Genomic DNA, 19,350 nt, shown 5'->3' with positions numbered 1-19,350 from the left:
CTCCTTGTCAGTCGAGTTGCGCGCCGGACTTCTGCACGACCGTGCGCCACTTGCTGACCTCGGACTTGACGAAGCCGCCGAGCTGCTCGGGCGTGGTGGATGGTGCGAACTCCAGGCCCTGGGCCTGCAGGGTCTTGCGCACGTCAGGCTTCTGCAGCGCCTCGGCGAAGGCGTGGTTCAGCTTGGCGATCACCGGTGCGGGCGTGCCGGCCGGGGCCACGACGCCGAAGAACACCGACACGTCGAAGCCCTGCACGCCCTGCTCGGCAACCGTCGGGACATCGGGCAGCGCCTGCGAGCGCGCCTTGGTGGTCACGCCCAGCGCGCGCACCTTACCGCTCTTGATGAACGGCAGCGCCGTCAGCACGTCGGTGAAGGTCATGCTGACCTGTCCACCCAGCAGGTCATTGAGCGCCGGGCCGGTGCCCTTGTACGGCACATGCTGGAAGTCGGTGCCTGCGAGGTTGTTGAACAGCACGCCGGCCAGGTGCGACGATGCGCCATTGCCCGACGATGCGTAGCTGAGCTTGCCCGGATGCGCCTTGCCGTAGGCGATCAGCTCGCTGACGTTCTTGGCAGGGATGCTGGGGTTCACGACCAGCACATTGGGCAGCTGGCCTATCTGGATCACCGGCGCGAAGCTCTTGACCGGGTCGTAGTTGATCTTGCGGTACAGGCTGACGTTGATGGCCAGCGGCGCCGAGGTGCCGAACATCAGCGTGTAGCCGTCCGGCTCGGCACGCGCCACGGCTTCGGCACCGATGTTGCCGCCGGCGCCGGCGCGGTTCTCGATCACCACGGGCTGGCCCAGGCTGGTCTTGAGCGCCGCGGCAAGCGTGCGCGCCATGGCGTCGGTGGGGCCGCCTGGCGGGTAGGTCACCACCATCATGATCGGCTTGGATGGATAGTCCTTCTGCGCGAAGGCGGGGGTGGCGCTCACGCAGAGCGAGCAGGCGGCGATAGCCGCGACGCGGTGCCAGAGTTTCATGGCTTGTCTCCTGGAATGGGTCGTCTCGCATTGCCCCGGGGGGGATGACGGGCGATGCGGTGGACGGCACCATGTTGCGGTGCCGCCGGGGGCTAGGTATTGAGTGAAGCTGGGGGAAGGTTAGAACAAGTTGACCTGATCGACCGCGCCGGCTGCGCGCACGGTGCCGTCGGCAGGCGGTGCCACGGTTTCGGCAAGCCACTCCGGCTCGGCTTGCCCGGACAGCGGGTCTTGCGGCAGCACGCGATGACGCAGCACGAGCTGCGCGAGCCGCATGCGGCGTACCGAGCCGATGCGCCCGGCTTCCCAGGCCATCGCCGCGGCCGTGGTGACGTTGTACAGGCCGGAGGCGGCCTGGCGGGCCAGCAGGTCGCCTTCGGCGCCGGCTTCGGCCGCGCTGGCAGCAAAGGCGGCGGCGCGTTCGATAGCGGATTCGAAGGTGACGCGGGCCGTGGCGTGCAGCGGCGTGTCGGCCAGCAGGCCGGCCAGGTGCGCACGCAGCGCCGGCAGCGAGCCTTCGCGGCGGATGGCGCGCAGCACGTCCAGCGCGACGATATTGCTGGTACCTTCCCAGATCGAGCCGAGGTGCGCGTCGCGCACCAGGCGCGGGTCGCTCCATTCCTCGATGTAGCCGCAGCCGCCGCGGATCTCCATGGCGTCGCCAGTGACCTTGCGGGCGTCGCGGCAGGCGCGGAATTTGATCAGCGGCGTGAGGATGCGCATGAGCGGATAGGCGCCAGCCTCGCCGGCATCGGCGCGGCGCAGCGCTTCGGCAGTCTGGAACACCATGGTGCGCGCCTGCTCGGTCGGCAGCGTCAGCTTCAGGAGCTGGCGGCGCATCAGCGGCATGTCTTCCAGGCGCTTGCCGAAGGCCTTGCGCTCGTGGGCAATGAACAGGCCCTCGGTCAGCGCGCGGCGCATCAGGCCGGCGGCGCGCACGCCGTTGGACAGGCGCGAGTTGTTGATCATGTCGGCCATCTGCACGAAGCCGCGGCCGAGTTCGCCGACGAGGTACGCGCTGGCGCCTTCCAGGCGGATTTCGCCGCTGGCCATCGAGCGCGTGCCGAGCTTGTCCTTGAGACGGATGATGCGGTACTGATTGGCGGTGCCGTCGGACAGCGTGCGCGGCAGCAGGAACAGCGACACGCCCTTGTGGCCGGGCACGGCATTGCCGGCCTCGTCCTCCACGCGCGCCAGCACCATGGCCAGCGCGGCGTCGGGGTTGGAGCAGAACCACTTGTCGCCGATCAGGCGCCAGCCGCCTTCGGCCTGCGGGTCGCGCACGGCGCGCGTGGCCGTGGCGGCCACGTCGGAGCCGGCACCCTGCTCGGTCATGAACATCGCGCCCTGGTACAGGTCTTCAAAGACTTGCGTGGTCAGGTTGGGCAGGAAGCGTTCGACCAGCGCCGGATCGCCGAACTTGCGCAGCGTGCGCGTCAGCGAATCGGTCATCGACAGCGGGCAGCACAGGCCGAATTCCGCCTGTACCAGCATATACGTGAGTGCATACTTGGCCGCCGGCGGCATCGGCCTGTCCCAGCCGAACACGCCGCCGCGGTGCGAGACGGCGGCGAGGCCGAACTCGGAAAAAGCCACGCGCTCCAGTTCCACGTAAGCGGGATGCTTGTGCACCAGTTGCTGATCGATGCCGCTGCGGGTGCGGTGGGTCAGCGTGGGCGGGTTCTGGTCGGCGATCAGGGCCAGCTCGTCCAGCACGCCGCCGGCCAGTTCGCCCATGCGCTCCAGGTGCGGCTGGAGGAGATTCAGCAGGTCCGCCGGCAAGTACAGCGGCAGCAGTGCGCGCAGCTCGGGGTCGGCGGTATAGAGGCTGCCGCCCTGACGATCCGGTACCGGATGCTCGGCCTGCGGTGCGATGGATTGGGCTTGGGGTGCGGCATGACGCACAGCACTGGTCATGAAGGTCTCCTGGACGGGCTGTCTGATCCGCTGTTCAGCCGGCTGACATAGCGGCGCGCGGACCTGTTTGCACCATTATTGGATGCCCATGGATTCACGTCTAATTCTAAAATTGGCTTGATCAATATAATTTTTATATCGCCATGGAATTTCGACACCTGCGCTATTTCCTGGTCCTGGCCGAGGAACTGCACTTCGGCCGCGCCGCCAAGCGGCTGGCCATCTCGCAGCCGCCGCTGTCGCTCAATATCCAGCAGCTCGAAGCCTCGGTGGGCGCAAAGCTGTTCGAGCGCGACAGCCGGGGCGTGCGGCTGACGGCGGCCGGGCGGGCCTTCCGCGAGTCGGCTAGCGCGCTGCTGGCCCAGGCCGAGTCCGCGCGCATGCTGGCGCGCGAGATCGAGGCCGGCGCGGTCGGGCGGCTGCGGGTGGGCTTTGTTGGCTCGATGCTGTACCGCGGCCTGCCGCAGCACCTGCGCGACTTCCAGGCGGGCTATCCGGGCATCCAGGTGGCGCTGACGGAACTCAACTCGCAGGAACAGATCGACGCCCTGCTGCATAACGAGCTCGACGCCGGTTTCGTCCATACGGGGCGCCTGCCGGACGAACTGAGCGCCGTGCTGGTCCACCGTGAGCCCTTTGTCTGTTGTTTGCCGCAGGACCATGCGCTTGCGGCGCAGGCCGAGGTGGCGCTGACCGACCTGCGCGCCGAGCCGTTCGTGCTGTTCTCGCGCAAGGCTTCGCCGGACTACTACAGCCGGATTTTCGAGATGTGCACCGCGTGTGGCTTCTATCCGCAGATCCGGCACGAGGTGCGGCATTGGCTGTCGGTGGTGTCGCTGGTGTCACAGGGGATGGGCGTGGCGGTCGTGCCGGCTGCGCTGGCAAGATCGGGCATGGCCGGGGCTGCCTTCCGGCCGCTGGCGGACGCGGCGGTACCGTCCGAGGTCTACTGCGCGTGGAAGGCTGCGCCGGACCACCCGGCACGAGACCACTTCGTGGCGATGGTGCGGGCGGCCACGGCAGCACAGGCAACGCAGGCCTGAACGGGTTCCCCGCCCACAAAGAAAAAGCCACCGGACCCAAGGGCTGGTGGCTTGTGAAGTACGCGTGGAACGGGGTGTTCAGCGTGAGTGCAGCTTAACTCCCGGGCCTTGCCTCACCAATAACACAAATGGAGTAATCGAAAGGACGGGCATCGCGGCGCAAGCAAAGCCGTGGCAGGCCATCGGAAATCAGCGCAAGCCCGTCCCGCTGGATGGGGTAGCAAGGCAAAATAGCGGCTTTGCGTGTATCGGCGAATATGCGCAAAGTGCCCGCCCCGTCAGCCGGTTTGGCATTGCTGCAATGGAATTGAGATACAATGAAAACGATTTTCATTTACGTACCCTGGCGGGATCGCGCCGTCCGCGCGGCGATACTCCGCGCCTACGGACTGGAAGCATGATGCGGTTGTCTGAACTTCCACGGCGCACGCCCGCCGTTGTGCAATCGGTGGACGATGCCACGCCGGGTGATCCGGTGGCGCGCCGCCTGCGCGAGCTTGGCTTCGTTCCCGGCGAACCGGTGCAGGTGATCGCCTTCGGCCCCTTCGGCATGGATCCGCTGGTTGCCCAGGTCGGCTTCACACGCTTCGCCCTGCGCCGCTCCGAGGCGGCACGCATCGGCGTCCAAGTCGTCAGCGCCACCGTTACCAGCATTGCGCCGGCCAGCGAGGCCGCCGGTCAGCCTGATAGCAAGGCGGCCCAACGCACCGCCTGAGTTCTCCCCGAATATGTCTGCAGCTCCTTCTTCCTCCGCCTTGCGTATCGCGCTGGTGGGCAATCCCAACTGCGGCAAAACCGCGCTGTTCAACCGCCTGACCGGCAGCCGCCAGAAGGTGGCGAACTATGCCGGCGTGACGGTTGAGCGCAAGGAAGGCTTCTTCGTGTCGCCGGCCGGCAGGCAGATCCGCATCCTGGACCTGCCGGGCGCGTACAGCCTGCACGCAGCAAGCCTCGACGAGGCCATCACGCGCGACATCTGCATGGGCAAGCGCCCCGGCGAGCCGACACCCGACCTGCTGGTTTCCGTGGTCGACGCCACCAACCTGCGCTTGCACCTTCGCTTCGTGCTGGAATTGCGCCGCCTGGGACTGCCCATGGTGGTGGTGCTCAACATGAGCGATGCGGCTGCCAAGCGCGGCATCCATATCGACCGCGACAAGCTGACGGCCGCGTTGGGGGTGCCGGTCGTACAGACCGTGGCGATCAAGCGCGAAGGCGCCGCGGCCCTGCTCAACCTGCTGGATGGCGCGCTGCCGCCCGCACCGCCGGCATTGCCACCTGCCGATGATCTCGACGTGCATGCCGAGGTCAACCGGCTGCTCCAGGCCGCGGTGTCGATGCCTGCGCGCACCGCTGCGCTGGATGACCGCCTCGACCGCATTGTGCTGCACCCGGTGTTTGGCCTGCTGCTGCTGGCCGTGCTGCTGTTCCTGATGTTCCAGGCGGTGTTCTCGTGGGCCGCGCCGCTGATGGACGGCATCGAAGCCGGCGTGCACTGGTTCGGCGAGATCGTCGGCACCTATATGCCCGACGGCATGCTGAAGAGCCTGCTGGTCGATGGCCTGATCGCGGGCCTGGGCAGCGTGGTGGTGTTCCTGCCGCAGATCCTGATCCTGTTCCTGTTCATCCTGACGCTCGAAGAATCGGGCTACCTGCCCCGCGCGGCCTTCTTGCTGGACCGGCTGATGATGGGTGCCGGGCTGTCGGGGCGCTCGTTCATTCCGCTGCTGTCGAGCTTCGCCTGCGCGATCCCGGGCATCATGGCCACGCGCACCATCCAGGATCCACGCGACCGGCTGACCACGATCCTGGTGGCGCCGCTGATGACCTGCTCGGCGCGGCTGCCGGTCTATGCACTGCTGATCGGCGCGTTCATCCCCCAACGCACGGTGATGGGCCTGTTCAACCTGCAGGGGCTGGTGCTGTTCGCGCTGTACGTGGCAGGCATCGTCAGTGCGCTGGCGGTGGCCTACACGCTCAAGTATTTCCGCCACGATCGCACCGACCATCCGCTGCTGATGGAGCTGCCGTCGTACCGCATTCCCAACCCGCGCGACGTGGCGCTGGGGCTGTGGGAGCGTGCCCGTATCTTCCTGGCGCGCGTCGGCAAGGTGATCCTGGCGCTGACCGTGCTGCTGTGGTTCCTGGCGACGTTCCCGGCCCCGCCGGAAGGCGCCACGGGACCTGCTATCGACTACAGCTTCGCGGGCATGATCGGCAAGGCGCTGGAGCATGTCTTCGCGCCGGTGGGCTTCAACTGGCAGATCTGCATTGCGCTGGTGCCGGGCCTGGCCGCGCGCGAGGTGGCGGTGGGCGCGCTGGCGACTGTCTATGCGCTGTCGGGCAGCGACGACGCGGTGGCAGCGCAGCTCGCCCCGATGATCGCGCAGCAGTGGTCGCTGGCCACGGCGCTGGCGCTGCTGGCCTGGTACGTGTTCGCGCCGCAGTGCATTTCCACGCTGGCGGTGATCCGCCGCGAAACCAATTCGTGGAAGGTGATGGCGGCCTCGGCGGCTTACTTGGCCGGCCTGGGCTACCTGGCCGCACTCATCACCTACCGCGTCGCCCTGCTGTTCAGCTGACGCTCTGACGCCATGAGCTTCTACCACGCCATCGAATCCCTGCTGGTCCCGCTGATCGTGCTGGCGTGCGCGGTGTCGGTGGCGGCCCGCTACGCGCCGCGCACGCGCGAACGCCTGAAGGCCGGGCTGGCCGCGCGCCTCGGCGGCCCGTCTGCCACCGGCTGGCGCGCGCGCCTGGTGCGCTGGCTGGCCCCGCAGGCAGCGGCTGGCTGCGCCAGCAGCTGTGATGACGGCGGCTGCAATACGTGCGCCTCCAACACTGCGCCCTCCGAAGGCACGCAGGACAAACCCGCCGAGCAAGTCATCCGGCTGGTGCGCAAGCGCTGATTCCGGCCCTCTGGCGCTCCCTTTCTCCTTCGGATTTCTACGCAGAAACGGGTACGCCCGTACCCTATGTCGCGTCAGCGACGGCTCTTCTGCGCTTCACGATATGGCCACCGGGCCCCATATTGCACGCCTCGCAATAGGGCGGCACCCATTGCGCCCATGCTCGCAGAAACAGGTACGCTTGCTGCGCCGCGCCGGGCGGCTTCTGATGCTTTTGCACGTAGAAGCGCACGCTGCAGTGACGACGAAAGCGTGTCCAGGCGGCAGTCTGCCGGGCACGCAGAAATGGGTACGCTCAGCATCCATGTCCGTCCGTCAACGGCACCAGAAATGCAAAAACGCCCTCCTGCGGAGGGCGTTACGGGGCTGCGGGACAACCAGCCCGTGCTTGCTACTTGACGGTACCGACCAGCTTCACCGTCATCAGTTTGTTGTCGGCAACGTTGGTGCAGCTGACCGTCAGCGTGAAGTCGCCGGTGGCCGTCGGTGACACGATCCGCTGATTGTCTCCGATGCCCGGCGACAGCGTAACCGGTCCGTTGGGGACCCAGGTCCAACCACTGCAAGCAGTCGAAGCCTGGTCGTCGCCAAAGTGCTTCAGGCCCACCGTGACCGGGATCGGAATACCAAACATCATCAGCGTAAGCGGTTGCTGGACGTCAGGCATCAGCGCCCACTCCGGGTTCTCCACCACGTTGAGCGTGGCCGTTGGCTTCGCTGCCAGCTTGGTGCTGACCGCCGTGACCGTGAGCGTGCCCTGCGTCGGACCCGCTCCCTTGGCAAGGCTGGTGCTGACCGTCACGTCATGCGTACCGGCGGCTTCCGAAGCCGACAGGGTCGACGATGTTGCTGCATATGTCCACGTACCGTCGAAGTCCGCCGTCACGTCCTGGTCGTCGTTGCGCAGCACGCGTGCGCTGAACTTGGCCGGATAGGTGCTGAGTACCTGCAGCGCGTTGACCGGGTCGCCGTTCTGCGTCGTCACGACGCGGTATGTGGCGGTGCCGTTCTTCTGCACAGTGACGAAGATCACACCACCGAGCACGCGGCCATCAGGCGCCGTCACCGACACCGACACATCGGCCGTGGCAGCCGCGGTGGTGGAGCTGTTGCTGGCCTTCAGCGTCGCGCTGTTCAGGTTCGGCGTGACCTGTACCGCAGGGCCGCTGCTGGACCAGGCCCAGCCGGTGCCGTTCGCGGATACGTCGTTGCCGTTGTTATCGACCAGCGACACCTTGACCGGCACCGTCTGGCCGTCAGTCATCGACAGCGAGGTGTTCGGGACCGACAGGCTGTAGGTCGTGGCCGATGCCGGGACCACGGTGATGGTCGCGGTCTGTGCGGGCAGTTGTACGGTGGAGTTGTCTGCCGCCTTGACGGTGGCCACTACCTGCACGCTGGTGGTACCGGGATTGACGCCCGTGACCACCGCATTGCCGACCGTCGCCGTGCTGCTGACGACGGAAGCAATGGCCGGGTCGACGGATGTCCATGCGAAGCTGGTGGATGACGTGACATCGTTGCCATTGCTGTCGACAGCAACGGCGCTGATCGTGATGGTGCGGCCCACGCCGACTTCGGCGGTGGTGATATTCAGCTTCGCTGCGTAGTTCACGGTGGGCGCCGCGGCGGGCGTCGCGCTGCCCGAGCCCCCTCCTCCGCCTCCGCACGCCGCGACGAGGAATGTCGCCGCCGCGCATACCAGTCCGCCAAGCCAAGTCCTTGCCTTCATGATCGCCCCCCCTTGAGTCATTTGCTTTTTCCCGCGCTACCAGCCTATTCGCAATGGCTTCGGCGCTGTACCGGCCAGACGGCTGAGCGCTGGCGCACATAGGCGGGGAACCCTCATCCTTTCGCCGAGGGGGCATCGGCTACGGACGCCCTTTGCACGATTGGCGGTCACAGGGGGTGACGTACATCCCATCCCTTTGGCTCAGAGGACAAGCCCGGATGCATCGGCCCGGAACGGGCGCGAACGGCTGCCGGCGCATGCGCGCATTGCGTGATACGGGTCCGTTGATTGCCGTGCGGGCGACGGCGGCGATCAAGGCGATGGGCTTGGAGAAGAGACCGGAAGGACGGTGCGTTGCCCATGGGATCAATGGCTGCAGCACTCTGGCGCTGCGACGGCCGCGCCAGACAGGCAAAGAAACCGGTGTGCCCCGCCCCCACGGGGCACACCCGGAAAGACGCCCTTGCGGACGCCCACGACATGCCAGGAACCGGCCGCGCCTGCGGCCATGACGCAAAGGTTAAGGCGAGCCTTCCGGCCGTGCCACGAATAAATCCGCATGTGTTTAGAAGCCGCGGCCGCGCGCCGCGGGGCTGGTCTGCGCCACGCAGGCCGCGCCGTGGCGCCATTGCGACGACCCTACTGCTGATAGGGTCATCCTTGTCTTTGGTCAATGTCGCGCCAAGGCCGCTCGGCCAAACTGGCCGAGATTTCTTACCAGACCTAAGCAAAAAGCTATGACCAAGATCTCTCTCCGAACCCGGGTCGCCAGCACCGCCATCGCCGCGCTTGCCATGTTCGGCGCGGTTTCCACGCCTGCCTTCGCAGCCGATGGCGAAACGCAGGGCAACTGGATGGTGCGCCTGCGCGCCACCTACCTCGACATGGCCGACAAATCGGATGCCATTCCCGCGCTGGGCGTACCGTCGGACGCGATCACCGTCAACAACAAGTGGATCCCCGAACTCGACGTCACCTACTTCTTCACGCGGAACATCGCTGCTGAGCTGGTGCTCACTGTGCCGCAGAAGCAGGACGTCTACCTGAATGGCAACAAGATCGGCACCTTCAAGCACCTGCCGCCCACGCTGCTGGTGCAGTACCACTTCCTGCCGGAAGGCACCTTCCGTCCGTATGTGGGCGCGGGCCTGAACTTCACGCGCATCTGGGGTGCCGACATCGCCGGCAATACGCTGCAGCTGGACAACTGGAGCGTGGCACCCGCGCTGCAGATCGGCATGGACTACAAGCTGACCAAGAACTGGTTCCTGAATGCCGATATCAAGAAGGTCTGGCTGGCCAGCGACGTGAAGGCCGGCGGAGAGAAGGTGTCCAAGGTCAACCTCGACCCGTGGCTGTTCAGCATGGGTGTGGGCTATCGGTTCTGATCGGGCCTGGTCCTGACGAAAATGGCCAGCGCTTTCGGCGCTGGCCATTTTTCATGCATTGCCAGGTCGTTCGCCGACCCACGCCAGCCCAGTCATTCAGCGGAATGCCGGCTCGTCAAAGCTCCGCAGCTTGCGCGAATGCAGCTGCTCGACGCCGTTCTCGCGCAGGATGCGGACCGCTTCCAGGCCAATGGTCATGTGCTGGCTGACCCGCTGGCGATAGAACGCATTGGCCATGCCACGCAGCTTGAGCTCGCCGTGCAGCGGTTTGTCCGATACACACAGCAGGGTGCCGTAGGGCACGCGCAGGCGGAAGCCGTTGGCCGCCACGGTCGCGCTCTCCATGTCGATGGCGATCGCGCGCGACTGGTTGAAGCGTGCATACAGCGATTTGGACTTCAGTTCCCAGTTGCGGTCGTCGGTGGAAACCACCGTGCCCGTGCGCATGCGCGTCTTCATCTCGCCGCCGGAGAGGCCGGTCACGCGCGCCACCGCTTCCTGCAGCGCGACCTGGATTTCGGCGATCGGCGGCACCGGCACCCACGGCGGCAGGTCATGGTCCAGCACGTGGTCGTCGCGCACATAGGCGTGGGCGAGCACATAGTCGCCGAGCTGCTGCGAACGCCGCAGGCCACCGCAATGGCCCACCATCATCCAGCAGTGCGGACGCAGCACGGCCAGATGATCGGTCATGGTCTTGGCATTGGATGGGCCCACGCCGATGTTGACCAGCGTCACGCCCAGCTTGTCGTCGCGCACCAGGTGGTAGGCCGGCATCTGCGGCAGCGCGCGCGGGCGCGCGTCGTCGTCGGGCTCGGCCGCGCCAAGCGCCTGCACCACGTCGCCGGGCTCGACAAAGCGCGTGTAGCCGCCGCCGTCGCTGCTGGCCATCAGCGATCGCCCGAGCGCGATGAACTCGTCCACGTAACGCTGGTAATTGGTGAACAGCACGAAGCGCTGGAAATGCTGCGGCGCGGTGCCGGTGTAGTGGTACAAACGCTGCAAGGCGAGGTCCACGCGCTCGGCCGGGAACAGGGACAGGGGCCACGCTTCGCCCGGCACCGGCTCGAAGGTGCCGTTGGCGATGGAATCGTCGATGCGGCTCAGCTCCGGCAGCACGAAGGACGCTTCCAGTTCGCGCGCCTGGGTGTAGCTGATATCGGTCGTGGACGCTTCGATCACGAACGGCAGCGGGATCGGCCGCCGGCTCAGGCCCACCACCACGGGCACGCGGTGGTAGCGCATCAGCCGTTCGATCTGGTCGCGGTAGTAATCGGCGAGCAGGTCGGGGCGTGTCACCGTGGTGCCATAGACGCCCGGATAGGCCACCGTGCCCCATGACGGCCGGCTGTCGGTCACCATGGTTTCGATATTCACCGAAATGCCCAGGTACGGGTAGCACGCGTGTGCCGCCGATGGCAGCGGCTTGCCGTTGGCGAACGCGTCGAAGCGTGCGCGCACGGCGCTGACCGAAGCGTTGTAGATCTCGCGGATGCGTGCCAGCGCCGCGTCGGCGTCGGAGAACTCGGCCAGCTGATCGGCCGGGTGGGCAGAAGAGAAGATCGGGGCGTTCATGGAAGCCATGATACCGCGCTGCAGCGCCAGCGGCGCGACCACCGCGCGCGCGGCGGCAAATTGACGTGTCTGCCCTCGCTCGCTACACTCCGCCAATTGCGCGGCCGGGCCTCCCGTGCCGTACTCGACTCGCGGCACCCCTGGCAGGGGGAAGCGAGGGGCCGTACATGCTTTGCTAGGGGAGCCGCCGATGGAAATCCGTAATCTGTTGCCTGGAGATGTCGAGGCCGCCAGGCAGCTACTGATCGCCAACGGCTGGAACAACCGCGTGGGCAGCGCCGAACGCTTCGCCCGCCTTGTCGCCAATTCGCAGCGCGTGGCCGTGGCCGTGGACAAGGGCGAAGTCGTCGGCTTTGCGCGCGCGCTTTGCGACGACGTTTCCGATGGCTTCCTGTCAATGGTGGTGGTGGCGCCCAGCCATCGCAGGCAGGGCATCGGGCGTGCGCTGGTACGCCAGGTCATGGGCAACGATCCCGACATCACCTGGGTGTTGCGCGCGGCGCGCTCGTCCGAAGCGGCATTCTTCGGCCAGCTCGGTTTTACGCCGTCTATGGTGGCCATGGAGCGCCGCCGGCCCTGAGCCGCTTGTCGCCGCGGCGTGCAAACGCGCCGGGCGGCCACCCTGCCGGGCCACCCTACTGCGCGGCGCCCATCTTCCTTCGCATCTCCTCCACGCTGCCGATCTGCCGGAACAACGGCCCCCCAGGCGCGAACTTGTCCGCGCTGGCCAGCGGCCCCACCACTACCGGTTCAAACCCCGCATCGCGCACGAGCTGCTCCGCGACGCGCAACGCGACCGGGTCATCGCCGGCAATCGGCACGGCCACGCGCTCACCCTGGCGATGGTGTTCGCTGGCGAAGTTGGCCGCGCCCATGAAGTTGAAGGCGCGCACCACGCGCGCGCCCGCCAGGTACCTGCCCGTGGTGATGCCAATGCCGTTACGCTGCGCCTCGTCGGCAATGGCGCCGTCCCGCTGGGCGAAGGCATTGGTCGCGTCCAGCACGATCTTCCCCTTCCAGGCGCCCGGGTTGTCCTGGCCGAGCTGCGGCAGCGCGTTGTAGGGCGTGGCCAGGAACAGCACGTCCGAGAAGGCAATCGCCTCGGCCACCGTTCCTGCGCGCGCCAGCGGGCCCAGGCTGTCGACGAGCGACTTCAGCGACTCGGGATGCCGCGAGGAAAACAGCACCGGGTGGCCCGATTTCACCCACAGCCCGCCAATGGTCCCGCCGATGCGGCCCGATCCGATCACGCCGATCTTCACCGGCTGCCCGCTGCCGCTGGCGCCGCCGCCCTGCGCGCACGCGCCGAGGTTCGGCAACGCTAGGGCCAACATGGCGATCGCGCCAGCGCCAAGCAGGCGGCGACGGCCGCGGACGGCATCGGTCTCTGTGGTCGGCATGGGCAACTCCTCCTGGTTCGCTGATCGGGACAGGCGGCGCCGGGGCGCAACGCCCGGGCCACCTGAAAACTCTAGGCAAAAAACGGCTGGCCGGCAGGCGCCGCAACTTGGCACTGCCTGCCCGCTGAACTAGATTAGGTAGCATTTGCGCCACTCGAAGTCTTCTGTATCCAGGCCGTAACCGATGCCCGCGCCATCCAGCGCGACAAGGGGAGCCATGGCCCGAAGCCGCTGCCGCATCCGTCCGCTCAGGGTCGTGCCTTGCCTGGGCGCCCTGGCGCTGCCCGCGTCATGGCCTGCGGCAGCGCAGCAAGCCACCGGCGAAGCGCACGCAGACCAGGTCCACAACCTGCGGGAGGTCACAGTCGTAGCGCCCACCCCGCTGCCGGGCTTCACCATCGAGCGACAGGCTTTTGCCGGCAACGCGCAGACCGCCACCGACGGCGACCTGGAGCGCGTCAAGGCGCCCAACCTGACGGCCTTCCTGGCGGAAACCATGATCGGCGTGGCGGTCAACGACGCGCAGGGCAATCCGTTCGCGCAGGACATCCTCTATCGCGGCTACCGGCTCTCGCCCACGCTCGGGTCGGCGCAGGGGCTGTCGCTGTACCTGGACGGCGTGCGCCAGAACGCGGCATTGGGCGACGTGATCCACTGGGCCGCGATCCCCGAAGCCGCGCTCGGCACCATCACGCTGGTGCCGGGCAGCAATCCGCTCTACGGGCTCAATACGCTGGGCGGCGCGCTGGCGCTGCAGACCAAGTCCGGCGAGACACACCCTGGCGTGGAGGCCGACCTGAGCGTGGGCAGCTACGGGCGCGCGCGCCTGGATGCCAGCGCCGGCAAACTGCTTGGCGACGGCTGGCACGCCTACCTGGCAGGCACGGGCTGGCGCGAGGACGGCTGGCGCGACCGTTCGAACAGCGACCTGGGCAACCTGTTCTTCAAGCTGGGCCGCTCCACCAGCGGCACGCAATGGAACGTAAGCGTGCTGGGCAGCAACAGCCGGTTGTCCGGCAACGGCCTGACGCCGGACAGCCTCTATGCCGCCGACCGCCGCGCGATCTACACGGCGCCTGACGAGACGCGGTCGCGTTCGCTGCAGGTGGCGCTCAATGGCGCGCACCAGTTCAACGCACAGGACCAGCTGCAGCTCACGCTCTACCTGCGCCAGACCCGCACGCGCGCCAACAGCGGCGACATCAGCGACGACTACCTCGACACCGTGCTCGACTGCCAGGGCGCCGCCGGCAGCGAGGAGTGCGAGGCCGACGGTGCGCCGGCCAATGCCGTGCTCAACAGCGCCACGGTACGCGAGACCAGCTACGGCGGATCGGTGCAGTGGTCGCATGATGGCGACACGCACCGCTTCGCGCTGGGCGCCGTGCTCGACATGAACCGCTCGCACTACACGCAGACCACGCAGCAGGCCAGCTTCGACAGCGCCCGCAATACCGTGGCCGATGCCGGTGCGCCGGTGCTGACCCAGGCCGCGCTGGACGGGCGCGACAGCACGGTCGGGCTGTTTGCCACCGACACCATGCGCCTGCTCGAAGGCACCTTCCTGACGCTGGCGGCGCGGTGGAACCAGGGTCGCCGCCACACGCTGCTCAACCTGCCCACGCAGTCCGACGAGCGCTTCACCTATTCGCGGCTCAATCCTTCCGTGGGCCTGACGCACCGCCTGCTGGACCGGCTGGTGGTGTTCGGCTCGGCCTCGCAGGGCACGCGCATGCCCACGGCCATCGAACTCGGCTGCGCCGATCCCGCCAATGCCTGCCAGTTGCCCACCGGGCTGCAGGCGGACCCGTTTCTGCGACAGGTGGTCACCCGCACGCTGGAGTTCGGCGGACGCTGGCAGCCTGCCGATGCCACCGAGGTCACGCTGGCGCTGTATCGCAGCGACAACCGCGACGACATTGTGTTCCAGCGCTCCTCGGTCAGCCCGCTGGGCTACTTCTCCAACTTCCCCAAGACGCGCAACGAGGGCGTGGAGCTGGGCCTGCGCCAGCGCCTTGGCCGCCTGACGCTGCGCGCGGGCTACAGCTATACGCAGGCGACCTACCAGGCGCAGGGAGAACTGCAGACGCCCTTTGCCGCGCCTGTGGCGGTGCAGCCCGGCACGCGCATGGCAGGCATCCCGCTGCACAGCTTCAAGCTGGGCGCCGACTGGAGCGCCACGGCGGCGCTGAGCGTGGGCGGCGACCTGCTGGTGTCGTCCTCGCGGCCGGTCGCCGGTAACGAAGACGGCGCGCTGGGTGCACAGAACCCGGGGCTGTCCGATACCGGCGGCTACCTGCTGCTGAACCTTCGCGCGAGCTGGCAGTTCTCGCCACGCTGGCAGGTCTATGGCCGCATCGACAATGTGTTCGACCGGCGCGACGCCACCTATGGCCAGGCCGGCTACAACCTGTTCCCGGGCGGCACGCTGCTGCAACCGGGCGCCGCGGTGCCGGTGGAGCGCTTTGTCGCGCCCGGCGCGCCACGCCTGTTCCTGGTCGGCGTGCGCTACGAGTGGGACGGCCGCTGACCGACGTTGCCCGATTCAATCGAAAGGAGCCGCCATGACATCACCCTCCGTATCCCTGCGTGCCGCCGCGCTGCTGGCGCTTGCCCCGGTGCTGGCCGGGACGGGCCAGGCCGGTGCGGCGCAGGCCTATGTCTCCACCGAGAGCGGCGGCATCGCCGTGATCGACCTGGAGCGCATGGAGCGCCTGCCCGGCCCGGCCACCGCCGGCAAGGGGCCGCGCGGGCTGGGACTGACCGCCGACGGCAAGTACCTGCTGACGGCAAACAAGGAAACCGGCGACATGTCCGTGATCGACGTGGCGGCCGGAAAAGAAGTGAGGCGCGTGCCGATCGGCCAGAACCCGGAGTTCGTGCGCGTGGCTGGCGACCAGGCCTTCGTCACCTTCGAGCCGGGCGAGCGGGCCGGGCCGCCGGGCAAGCCGGCCGCACCGACACCGCCAAAGGACGCGGGCAAGCGCGACGACGACAAGCCACTGCCTGCCGAAATCGCCGTGGTCGACCTCCGAACCTGGCGCGTGACGCGCACCGTCCGCAGCGGCCTGGAAACCGAGGGCATCGAGTTCTCGCACGACGGGCGCCTGATGCTGGTCACCAACGAAGGCGACGATACGGTCACCGTCTACGAGAAGGCGAGTGGCCGGCAGGTGCAACGCCTGCCCATGCCCGCCGGCTCGCGTCCGCGCGGCATCAGGGCGAGCCCCGACGGCAGCCGTTACGTGGTGACGCTGGAATCGGCCAACGCATTCGTGGTGCTGGCCGCCGACGACTACCGGGTGCTGCGCACCGTACCTACGCGCACCGGGCCCTATGGCGTCACGTTCGATCGCAGCGGCGCACGTGTGTTCGTGGCGGCTTCGCGCGCGGACACGCTGCAGGTATTCGATGGCCAGAGCTACGCGCCGCTGGCCGACATTGCCGTGGGCAAGCGCTGCTGGCACTTCAGCTTCACGCCCGACGATACCCGCCTGCTGGTAGCCTGCGGGCGTTCCAATGCGGTGCAGGTGTTCGACGCGCGCACCTACCAGCCGGTGAAGCAGATCGACGGGCTGCCGCTGGCATGGGGCATCGTGACCTATCCGAAGAGCATCGGCTCGATCGATGCGCCCTGAGGCAATGCCGCCGGGCGGCTACTGACGCGCGGCCATGACGGCCGCCGCGGCCTTCGCGCCGGCCTGCTCGGCGATCTCGCGCGCAGTCAGTCCGCGGTCGTCGCGCAGCGCGGCATCGGCGCCGCGCGACAGCAGAAGCTGCACCACCTCGCCCTTGTCGTAGCCGGCCGCCCACATCAGCGCGGTCAGGCCATGATGGTAGCGCGCATTGACATCGACACCGGCATCGAGCAGCTGTTTCACCACAGCGGCCTGGCCCTGGCCCGCGGCGTAGACCATGGCGGTCTTGCTGATGCGGTCGGTGGCGTTGACGTCGGCATGGCGGGCCAGCAGCATCGCGGTAATGTCCTGGTAGCCGCCGTACGCGGCGGCCATTAGCGGCGTGACGCCCTGGAGGTTGGCCTGGCTGACATTGGCGCCGTGATCGAGCAGCGTGCGCGCCATGCCGGTCAGGCCGCGCTTGGCGGCGGAGATCAGGGGCGTGTCGCCGATCCGGTTGCGCGAATCGACCGCGGCGCCTTGTTCCAGCGCACCGCGGACGCCGGCCTCGTCGCCGGCGCGCGCCGACGCCAGCAGCCGTGCATTCAGGCTGACATCATCGTCGGCCAGCACGGGCGCAGCCCGCAGGCACAGCGCGCCCAGCATGCACAGCCCCATCATGGAAACTCTCTGCAATGCGCGGTTCATCTGCGGCTCCTTCCGGCTCCGGCCGGTGTGGCTGCCGCTAAGTTTGGTGTGCGCAAAGCACAAATTCAAGCCGCGCGTGGAATGCTGCAATGCAGGGCAGTTCCGCGTCCCTTCCGTATCCGATTGCGCATCCGGAACCGCGGCACACAAGCGTGCGTGTATTGGTTGTCTTGTGCACATTCTTGCCTATACTGCCCTCACCTCGGGCCACTTCGATGCGCGGCCGGGCCAGTTTGTGCGCCGCGCCGATGCCCGCCCCGCACGCCGCGGACCGGCGCACGAGGCAGGCGCCCCGGGGCTACAAGAATCGAAGAAAAGGAGCGTCCCATGCTCTCCGTCCCTCGTCTCTCCCGGCATGCCCTTCCCCTGCTGCTCCTGACTCTGGTTGCCTCCGCCGCGCACGGCGCCGAGGAGATCCAGGGCGGCGCGACCACTACAGGTTCGCCGATGTCCGGCGCGCTGCGTCCCGTCACCCAGGCACAGCTCGATGGCGCGCTGACCAACAGCAATGACTGGCTGCATTCGAACGGCTCGTATGGCCAGACGCGCTACTACGCCGGCAGCCAGATCAACACGAAGAATGTCGCCAAGCTGCGGCCCGCGTTTGTGTTCCAGACCGCCGTGATGGAATCGATGGAAACCGCGCCCATCGTCGTCAATGGCGTGATGTTTCTCACGACGTCGTACAACCACGTCTACGCCGTCGACGCGGTGACCGGCAAGGAGTTCTGGCACTACAAGCACAAGATGGGGCCGGTCACGACCTTCTGCTGCGGCCCCAACAACCGTGGCGTGGCGATCAGTGGCGACCGCCTCTACATGGGCACGCTCGATGCCAAGCTGGTGGCGCTGGACGCGAAGACTGGCAAGCTGCTGTGGGAAACGCAGATCGCCGATCCTGAACTGGGCTACTCCGAAACGATGGCGCCGGTGGTCGTCGATGACAAGGTGCTGATCGGCACGAACGGCGGCGAGTACGGCATCCGCGGCTTCGTCAAGGCATTCAGCGCCAACGACGGCAAGCTGCTGTGGACCTTCAACACCATCCCCGAGAAGGGCCATGAAGGCGTCTGGGCCACCAAGGACGCTACCGGGCGCGACATGAAGCGCGATATCGCCGCCGAGAAGAAGATGCTGGCCGACAAGGGCGGCGACTTCTACAAGACGCTCGGCGGCGGCGTGTGGATGGCGCCGGCGGTGGACCGTGCCAACAAGCTCGTGATCTTCGTCGTGGGCAACCCCTCGCCTGACCTCTACGGCGCCATCCGTCCGGGCGACAACCTGTACACGGACTCGATGGTCGCCGTCGACCTCAACACCGGCGCCTACAAGTGGCATTCGCAATATGTCGCCCATGACGTCTGGGACCTGGACGCCGTCAGTCCGCCGATCCTGGTCGACGTGCGCGATGAGAAGGGTGCCATGATTCCCGGCGTGATCCACGGCGGCAAGACCGGCCACGTCTATGTGCATGACCGGCGCGACGGGCGCCTGATCCGTTTCTCGGATGCCATGATCCCGCAGGAAAACATGTGGACGCTGCCAACGCCGGCCGGCGCGCGCATGCTGCCTGGCGCCAATGGCGGGGTGGAATGGTCGCCGATGGCGTTTAACCCGAAGCTGCGCCTGGCCTACGCCGCCAACCTGCACCAGCCGATGACGTACCAGGTGGAAGACGCTCCGTACCCGGGCGGCAAGCTCTGGCTGGGCGGCGCCTTCAAGACGATTCCGAGCGAGCAGCAGTGGGGCAAGCTGTCGGCCGTCAACATCGACACGGGCAAGGTGAAGTGGGACTTCAAGACCGAGCAGCCGCTGATCGGCGGCGTGCTGGCCACGGCGGGCGGCCTGGTGTTCAACGGCGAGGGCAATGGCCTGTTCCGCGCCTTTGACGCAGCGACCGGCAAGAAGCTGTGGGAATTCCAGTGCGGCGCGGGCGTCAATGCGCCGGCGGTGTCCTACATGGTCGGCGGCAAGCAGTACATCGCCGTCGCCGCGGGCGGCAACACGCAGCTCGACTTCAAGCGCGGCAACAGCGTCTTCGTCTTTGCGGTGCAATAAGTCCCGCGCACGCAA

Annotated in this window: 15 protein-coding genes; 9 read left to right on the top strand and 6 right to left on the bottom strand. The window is 67.4% G+C overall.

Features of this window, described 5'->3' with window-relative positions; genetic code table 11:
• Positions 1-7: 7 nt before the first annotated feature.
• Positions 8-988 carry a Bug family tripartite tricarboxylate transporter substrate binding protein gene (locus LDO29_RS17570; RefSeq protein WP_224081071.1) on the bottom strand — a complete coding sequence of 327 codons (981 nt, stop codon included), beginning with the start codon at positions 986-988 and terminating at the stop codon, positions 8-10.
• A gap of 120 nt (positions 989-1,108) precedes the next feature.
• Entirely contained in the window at positions 1,109-2,905 is a 1,797-nt protein-coding gene (locus LDO29_RS17565; RefSeq protein WP_224081070.1) for an acyl-CoA dehydrogenase family protein, read from the bottom strand.
• A 143-nt stretch (positions 2,906-3,048) separates the two neighbouring features.
• Between LDO29_RS17565 and LDO29_RS17560 the strand changes: the two genes are divergently transcribed.
• The 4 genes from LDO29_RS17560 (at position 3,049) to LDO29_RS17545 (ending at position 6,857) form a co-directional block, all read left to right on the top strand.
• The gene (locus tag LDO29_RS17560; protein WP_224081069.1) at positions 3,049-3,948 is read left to right on the top strand and encodes a LysR substrate-binding domain-containing protein; all 900 of its coding nucleotides are present in this window, start codon (positions 3,049-3,051) and stop codon (positions 3,946-3,948) included.
• A gap of 400 nt (positions 3,949-4,348) precedes the next feature.
• Positions 4,349-4,663, top strand: coding sequence for a FeoA family protein (locus LDO29_RS17555; protein ID WP_224081142.1), 315 nt, complete (start codon positions 4,349-4,351; stop codon positions 4,661-4,663).
• A 13-nt stretch (positions 4,664-4,676) separates the two neighbouring features.
• Complete coding sequence (gene feoB, locus LDO29_RS17550) at positions 4,677-6,530, top strand: ferrous iron transport protein B (protein ID WP_224081068.1); 1,854 nt, start codon at positions 4,677-4,679, stop codon at positions 6,528-6,530.
• A 12-nt stretch (positions 6,531-6,542) separates the two neighbouring features.
• The gene (locus LDO29_RS17545) at positions 6,543-6,857 is read left to right on the top strand and encodes a DUF6587 family protein (protein WP_224081067.1); all 315 of its coding nucleotides are present in this window, start codon (positions 6,543-6,545) and stop codon (positions 6,855-6,857) included.
• Positions 6,858-7,248: 391 nt separating this feature from the next.
• Here LDO29_RS17545 and LDO29_RS17540 read toward each other — a convergent pair whose 3' ends face one another.
• Entirely contained in the window at positions 7,249-8,589 is a 1,341-nt protein-coding gene (locus LDO29_RS17540) for a hypothetical protein (protein WP_224081066.1), read from the bottom strand.
• 737 nt (positions 8,590-9,326) lie between these two features.
• Here LDO29_RS17540 and LDO29_RS17535 point away from each other — a divergent pair.
• Entirely contained in the window at positions 9,327-9,977 is a 651-nt protein-coding gene (locus LDO29_RS17535; RefSeq protein WP_224081065.1) for an OmpW/AlkL family protein, read from the top strand.
• Between the two features lie 96 nt (positions 9,978-10,073).
• Here the strand turns inward: LDO29_RS17535 and LDO29_RS17530 are convergent, their stop codons facing one another.
• The gene (locus LDO29_RS17530) at positions 10,074-11,561 is read right to left on the bottom strand and encodes an AMP nucleosidase (protein WP_224081064.1); all 1,488 of its coding nucleotides are present in this window, start codon (positions 11,559-11,561) and stop codon (positions 10,074-10,076) included.
• Positions 11,562-11,742: 181 nt separating this feature from the next.
• Between LDO29_RS17530 and LDO29_RS17525 the strand changes: the two genes are divergently transcribed.
• Positions 11,743-12,132, top strand: coding sequence for a GNAT family N-acetyltransferase (locus LDO29_RS17525; protein ID WP_224081063.1), 390 nt, complete (start codon positions 11,743-11,745; stop codon positions 12,130-12,132).
• Between the two features lie 55 nt (positions 12,133-12,187).
• Here LDO29_RS17525 and LDO29_RS17520 read toward each other — a convergent pair whose 3' ends face one another.
• Entirely contained in the window at positions 12,188-12,952 is a 765-nt protein-coding gene (locus LDO29_RS17520; RefSeq protein WP_224081062.1) for an NADPH-dependent F420 reductase, read from the bottom strand.
• A gap of 217 nt (positions 12,953-13,169) precedes the next feature.
• On the opposite strand from LDO29_RS17520, the gene LDO29_RS17515 reads away from it, so the two are divergent.
• Positions 13,170-15,482, top strand: a complete 2,313-nt coding sequence (locus LDO29_RS17515) for a TonB-dependent receptor (protein ID WP_224081061.1) — start codon at positions 13,170-13,172, stop codon at positions 15,480-15,482.
• Positions 15,483-15,516: 34 nt separating this feature from the next.
• The gene (locus LDO29_RS17510; RefSeq protein WP_224081060.1) at positions 15,517-16,590 is read left to right on the top strand and encodes a YVTN family beta-propeller repeat protein; all 1,074 of its coding nucleotides are present in this window, start codon (positions 15,517-15,519) and stop codon (positions 16,588-16,590) included.
• A gap of 18 nt (positions 16,591-16,608) precedes the next feature.
• Here LDO29_RS17510 and LDO29_RS17505 read toward each other — a convergent pair whose 3' ends face one another.
• Complete coding sequence (locus LDO29_RS17505) at positions 16,609-17,277, bottom strand: ankyrin repeat domain-containing protein (protein WP_396022681.1); 669 nt, start codon at positions 17,275-17,277, stop codon at positions 16,609-16,611.
• Between the two features lie 327 nt (positions 17,278-17,604).
• On the opposite strand from LDO29_RS17505, the gene LDO29_RS17500 reads away from it, so the two are divergent.
• Entirely contained in the window at positions 17,605-19,335 is a 1,731-nt protein-coding gene (locus tag LDO29_RS17500) for a pyrroloquinoline quinone-dependent dehydrogenase (RefSeq protein WP_224081059.1), read from the top strand.
• The last annotated feature ends 15 nt before the right edge of the window (positions 19,336-19,350 follow it).

Source organism: Cupriavidus laharis (assembly GCF_914271435.1).
Classification (GTDB): domain Bacteria; phylum Pseudomonadota; class Gammaproteobacteria; order Burkholderiales; family Burkholderiaceae; genus Cupriavidus; species Cupriavidus laharis.
The sequence above is the reverse complement of the archived record's forward strand: the minus strand, read 5'-3'. Positions and strand labels throughout refer to the sequence as shown.